Origin of the sequence: uncultured Bradyrhizobium sp. (assembly GCF_936943645.1) — a bacterium.
Lineage (GTDB): Bacteria > Pseudomonadota > Alphaproteobacteria > Rhizobiales > Xanthobacteraceae > Bradyrhizobium.
The window spans coordinates 1-5,371 of sequence record NZ_CAKZJO010000076.1 but is presented as its reverse complement, the minus strand read 5'-3'; the positions used below and the strand labels follow the sequence as shown (position 1 = coordinate 5,371).

General features: G+C 65.5%; 4 protein-coding genes and 1 pseudogene. 2 read left to right on the top strand and 3 right to left on the bottom strand.

Annotated elements, in window-relative coordinates; genetic code table 11:
• The 3 genes and pseudogenes from Q0743_RS20325 to Q0743_RS20315 form a co-directional block, all read right to left on the bottom strand.
• Positions 1–676 (bottom strand): annotated as a pseudogene (locus Q0743_RS20325) (Fe-S cluster assembly protein SufB); the annotation flags it as partial.
• Positions 677–789: 113 nt separating this feature from the next.
• Positions 790–1,929, bottom strand: coding sequence for a cysteine desulfurase family protein (locus Q0743_RS20320; protein ID WP_298243273.1), 1,140 nt, complete (start codon positions 1,927–1,929; stop codon positions 790–792).
• Between the two features lie 51 nt (positions 1,930–1,980).
• Positions 1,981–3,174 carry an acyltransferase family protein gene (locus tag Q0743_RS20315; RefSeq protein WP_298243272.1) on the bottom strand — a complete coding sequence of 398 codons (1,194 nt, stop codon included), beginning with the start codon at positions 3,172–3,174 and terminating at the stop codon, positions 1,981–1,983.
• A gap of 194 nt (positions 3,175–3,368) precedes the next feature.
• Between Q0743_RS20315 and Q0743_RS20310 the strand changes: the two genes are divergently transcribed.
• Positions 3,369–4,226 (top strand): LytTR family DNA-binding domain-containing protein, encoded by an 858-nt coding sequence (locus Q0743_RS20310; protein ID WP_298243271.1) that lies wholly within the window; start codon positions 3,369–3,371, stop codon positions 4,224–4,226.
• Between the two features lie 339 nt (positions 4,227–4,565).
• Complete coding sequence (locus Q0743_RS20305) at positions 4,566–5,213, top strand: alpha/beta hydrolase (protein ID WP_014495555.1); 648 nt, start codon at positions 4,566–4,568, stop codon at positions 5,211–5,213.
• Positions 5,214–5,371: the final 158 nt, after the last annotated feature.

Genomic DNA, 5,371 nt, shown 5'->3' with positions numbered 1-5,371 from the left:
AGGTCGACAGCTCCATCGGGCAGCGCACGCCCGGCGGCACGTAGACGAACGAGCCGTCGGAGAACACCGCCGAGTTCAGCGTCGCGTAGAAATTGTCCGAGGTCGGCACCACCGAACCCAGATATTTCTGCACCAATTCAGGGTGCTCGCGGATCGCCTCCGAGATCGGCATGAAGATCACGCCGGCCTTCTTCAGCTCCGCCTTGAAGGTGGTCGCAACCGAGACCGAATCGAAGACAGCGTCGACCGCGATCTTGCGGCGCGCGGGATCTTCCTCGCCCACCTTCGGCTCGACGCCTTCGAGCATGGCGACTTCCCGCAAGGGAATGCCGAGCTTCTCGTAGGTCTTCAGGATCTCCGGATCGATCTCGTCCAGCGACGAGACCGTCTTCTTCGGCTTCGGGGCCGCGTAATAATAAAGGTCCTGGAAGTCGATCTTGGGATAATCGACGCGCGCCCAGGTCGGCTCCTGCATGGTCAGCCAGCGCCGATAGGCCTCGAGCCGCCACTGGAGCATCCAGTCGGGTTCGTTCTTCTTCTGCGAGATGTATTTGACGATCTCTTCCGACAGCCCCTTGGGGGCCTTCTCGGACTCGATCAGGGTCTCAAACCCATAACGATACTGGTCGACGTCGATGCGCTTCACGCGCTCGACCGTCTCTTGTACGGCTGGCATTCCATCCTCCGCTCGTGGTTTCAAGGACCACGGTGGATCAATCTCGGACGACTATTACGATGTTTCTGTGCGGAAAGCACGGGCTTAGAACCGTTCAAGCCGTGTTTCATCGCTTAGGCCTTAAGTAGGCTATTACCGAGCTTTCGCCAAGCCTCTAACGCCCTGTTGATGTCTTCTGGTTCCGTGGACCAGCCCAGACTGAGGCGCACCGCTCCCTGGGCGGTCGCAGGATCGTGTCCCATTGCCGACAACACGTGGGACGGCTGGACCTTGCCCGAGGAACAGGCGGAACCCGAGGAAACCGCGACGCCTTCGAGGTCAAAACCGATCACGGCGGTCTCGGCCTTGAGGCCCGGCGCGGTGAACAAAACGGTATTTGGCAACCTCTTGACATCGTCTGAGAAGATCGTCGCGCCCGCCACCCCTCGAACTCCATTTTCCAAGAGATTTCTGTGGGTTGCCATGCGCTCCGCATCCTCCGGCAGAGCCTGAAGCGCCATCTTCACCGCCGCGCCAAAGCCGGCGATCCCGGCAACATTCTCGGTGCCCGCGCGGCGGCTCTGCTCCTGTCCCCCGCCCCGCAGCACCGGCTCAAGTCCCGTGATCCCCTCGGCCACGACCAGTGCGCCGACGCCCTTGGGGCCGCCGATCTTGTGCGCAGAAAAGGTCGCAAGGTCGGCACCTACAGCCTTGATGTCGAACGGGATTTTGCCCAGCGCCTGGATCGCGTCGACATGCAGCAGGCCGCCGGCCTCGTGGACGATCCGCGCGGCCTCCGCGACCGGCTGGAGCGCCCCCGTCTCGTTGTTGGCGGCCATGATCGAAACCAGCGCCGGCGGCCCGTCGGCCAGCAGGGCCTTCAGAAGCTCCAGATCGACCACGCCGGAGCGTGTGACCGGGATCAGCCCGATCGCGGCGCCCGGGAACCGGCCGCCGGCCAGCACCGAAGCGTGCTCGACAGCCGAGACCAGCAGCCGCTCGACAGGCCCGCCGGAAGGCCCCCGCAGCCCCGGCGACAGGGCCAGCGCATTGGCCTCGGTTCCGGCCGAGGTGAAAACCACGTTCCGCGGCAAGGCCCCCACGGCCGCAGCGAGCGTGGCGCGGGCCTCCTCGACCAGCCGCCGCGCCTCCCGCCCCTCGGCATGGACCGACGACGGATTGCCGATGAGGTCATAGGCGGCAACCATCGCCGCCCGCGCCTCGGGGCGCAGCGGCGTGGTCGCGTTCCAGTCGAGATAGACCCGGGTTGGCATGTCGCCCTCTTAGCACCTTTTGCCATCCCGCCAATCGGACGGCGGCGCGCATCAGGCGGGCTGGTGCTGCTCGATGCTGCGAACCGTCCGCGGCGCCGTGCGCAATCCGAACAGCGGCCGCAGCCAGCCGATGCGCCGGACGATCTCATAGGTCACGACGCATGTGAGCGCGGTCCCGATGATGACGATGAAGGCCTCGATCCCGGCGGGAAGACCGCTGCCGAGCAATTGATGCGCGATCACGATAATCGCGGTCTGGTGCACGATGTAATAGGGGAAGATCGCATCGGTCAGATAACGGCGCACCGCGCTGTCGGCTGTGAGATGGTGCCGTGCGAAGCCGAGCACGGCGGCGATCGCGAGCCACTGGTAGCAACCATAGGCCGAGGCTGCGAACGACTTCAGCGCGGGCGACGGCGCAAACAGACCGGCGCGAACCAGGATGAAGGCGGAGAAGCAGGCGCCTGCGGCCACCAGCGCCACCCGGCGCTGGCGCTCGACCTCGCGCCAGATCCCCTCCTGCTTCGCCAGCAGGAAACCGATCAGGAAGGCGGTGGCGTGGTCCGCGTGGTTGTACCAGTCGCCGAACAGCGCATGCGTCGACGGGAAAGCCGGGAACAGCACCACGCGCCAGGCCACGTAGAGCAGGCAAGGCACGACCAGGAGCCACGGCCCGGCGAGCACGCCGGCCAGCTTCCGGCCGAGCCAGTCGGCGCCCGCCGGCCAAAGCGCGAGCACGCCGATCAGGGCCATCGTGTAGACCCAGAGATAGATCACGAACCAGAGATGGTTCCAGGTCGGCAGCACGATGCAGGGGTTCGGACAGAACTGCGCGCCGAAGGCGAAGTAATGCCTGGTGTAGAAATCCAGGAAGCCCGCGGGATAGCCTGGGCTTTCGACGATCTGGAGATAGGATTGCGGCGGCACGATCACGAGCATGCCGAAGATCAGCGGGATCAAGAGCCGCGCCGACCGCGCACGGGCGAGCGAGGCCAGGGTCGACTTGCCGAGCATGAAGCGGGTGGCGACCCCGGACACCAGGAACAGCAGCGACAGCCGCCAGGGATTGAGGAACAGCATCACCGGTTCCAGCCAGGTCAGCCGGTGTACGCTCTTGATGTGAAATCCCCAGGACACGTAAAGCATGCCGACGTGGTAGAAGATCAACAGCCCGAAGGCTAAAATCCGTACCCAGTCCAGATCGATGCGCCTGTCCGAGCTTTGGAATTGCTGTGGTGTTGTCATGCTGGTCTGCTCCTTGACGGGACGACGAACGCGGTTTCCGGGCCAGGGTGAAATTGAAAATGGCTGACACCGAAAATGCGCCGTCGACGGCGCACGTCGAGCCGGTTTGGGATCAGAGTGGGACGCGAGGGGATGAGCCGCCGGCGGCAGGGACGAGTCGCGGGCTTTTCGGGACCAGTGGCGGCGACCGGACGATGCTTGCGGCGATCGCGGCGGTTTCGCTCGCGATCGGAATCGTCAACGCGTTTTCGGGCGCCCAGGATGCCGCCTGGCGCGGCGACAGCTACGACATCGGCCGGCGGCTGTTCTGGGAGATGTCGAGCATCGCCGTCATCCTGCTGCTGCTGCCGCTCCTGGTGCTGGCAGTCCGCCGCATGCGCCGGACATCGGGCCTCGCGGCCCGCACGGCCATCGGGGCGATCGCCCTGCTCGGCTTCTCGGCGCTCCACATCACCGGCATGGTCTGGGTGCGGAAGCTCGCGCTCTGGCTCGCCGGAGGCGCCTACGATTTCCGTTTCTCGCTCGCGACGGTCCTCTACGAATTCCGCAAGGACGCGGTCGCCGTCGTCTTGATCGCCGGCACGCTCTGGCTGCTCGAAAGCCGGCGTGAGCTGAAGACGGCCGCAACCGCTCCCGCGGCGCCACCGGCGCCGCAACAACCATCGTCCGCCGACGCGATCTGGCTGCGCGACGGATCGAGCCGCATTCGCGTGGTGCCGCGCGACATCCTCTGGGTCGCGTCCGCCGGCAATTACATCGAATACAGCCTCGCTGACGGCACCCGGCACCTGATCCGGGGCACGCTCGGGGGGGCGGAAAGCGAGCTGGCGCGATTTTCCATCGTTCGCGTTCACAGGACCAGGCTTGCCAATCTCGACCGGGTGAGCGGCGTGGACCTCAGGCCTTCCGGAGATTTCGAGCTCGCCTTCGACAACGGGCAAACGCTCGGCGGCAGCCGGCGGTACCGGCCGGCGGTCGCCGCGCTCGGAAGCCGAACCGCCGCGGAGGGAATCGCCTCCGCCGATCGGCCAACGATCCATAAACAATCGTGATTCCAACCGGTTGACCGGCATGCGACGACAGCGCATCCAGCTCCCGCCCTCGCCCGGTTGAATCCGGTCGGCATCCCCGCCACCCGCGGCAGGCCCGGCATAACGCCGCGATGACCATCTAAGCTCTTGAGCCCATTGAGAGATGTCGAAGAAGCTTGCTTTTTGACCCTTGCCTCGTGTTAGAAGCGCGCGTCAGTTCACCTGTGCGCCACTCGCGCATCATCCGAGGGCGCGCCTCTCCACCCTTCATCCGTGCTCTCGCCGGCGGCAACGCTGGTCGAGCCACAATCGGACGGTTGCGCAGGGATCACCGCCAAGGGACTCAATCAGAGATCATCCATGCCTGAAGTTATTTTCACCGGCCCTGCCGGCCGCCTCGAGGGTCGCTATCACCCGGCCAAGCAGAAGAACGCGCCGATCGCGATGATCCTGCATCCGCATCCGCAGTTCCACGGCACGATGAATCATCAGATCGTGTACCAGTGCTACTACGCCTTCGCCCATCGCGGCTTCTCGGTGCTGCGCTTCAATTTCCGCGGCGTCGGCCGCAGCCAGGGCTCGTTCGACCACGGCACCGGCGAATTGTCGGATGCGGCGGCCGCGCTCGACTGGGCACAGACGATCAATCCCGAAGCGCGCGCCTGCTGGGTTGCCGGTTTCTCCTTCGGCGCCTGGATCGGCATGCAGCTCCTGATGCGCCGTCCCGAGGTCGAGGGCTTCATCTCGATCGCGCCGCCCGCCAACCTCTACGACTTCTCGTTCCTCGCGCCCTGCCCGTCGTCGGGCCTGATCGTGCACGGCGAGAAGGACGCGGTGGTGCCGCCGAAGGACGTCAACACGCTGGTCGAGAAGCTGAAGACGCAGAAGGGCATCGTGATCGACCAGCAGGTCATCCCCGGCGCCAACCACTTCTTCGACGCCAAGCTCGAGCCGCTGATGGAGACCATCACGGCGTATCTCGACATGCGCCTCGCGAACGTGCGCTGAGGCTTCCAGTGCCCCGGACGCGGTGCACTCCCGGCGATGCGAAGCATCGTCCGGTGTGATGCGCCGCAGAGCCGGGGCCTATCTTCATCTTTCCGTCATCCGCATGGGTCCCGGCTCTGCGCAGCAGCGCAAGAGCGCTGCAGCGCGTCCGGGACACG

Bases quoted from the DNA above. Each gene is read 5' to 3' on its own strand.
- Q0743_RS20320 (WP_298243273.1), bottom strand. From the start codon at position 1,929: ATGCCAACCCGGGTCTATCTCGACTGGAACGCGACCACGCCGCTGCGC.
- Q0743_RS20315 (WP_298243272.1), bottom strand. From the start codon at position 3,174: ATGACAACACCACAGCAATTCCAAAGCTCGGACAGGCGCATCGATCTG.
- Q0743_RS20310 (WP_298243271.1), top strand. From the start codon at position 3,369: ATGCTTGCGGCGATCGCGGCGGTTTCGCTCGCGATCGGAATCGTCAAC.
- Q0743_RS20305 (WP_014495555.1), top strand. From the start codon at position 4,566: ATGCCTGAAGTTATTTTCACCGGCCCTGCCGGCCGCCTCGAGGGTCGC.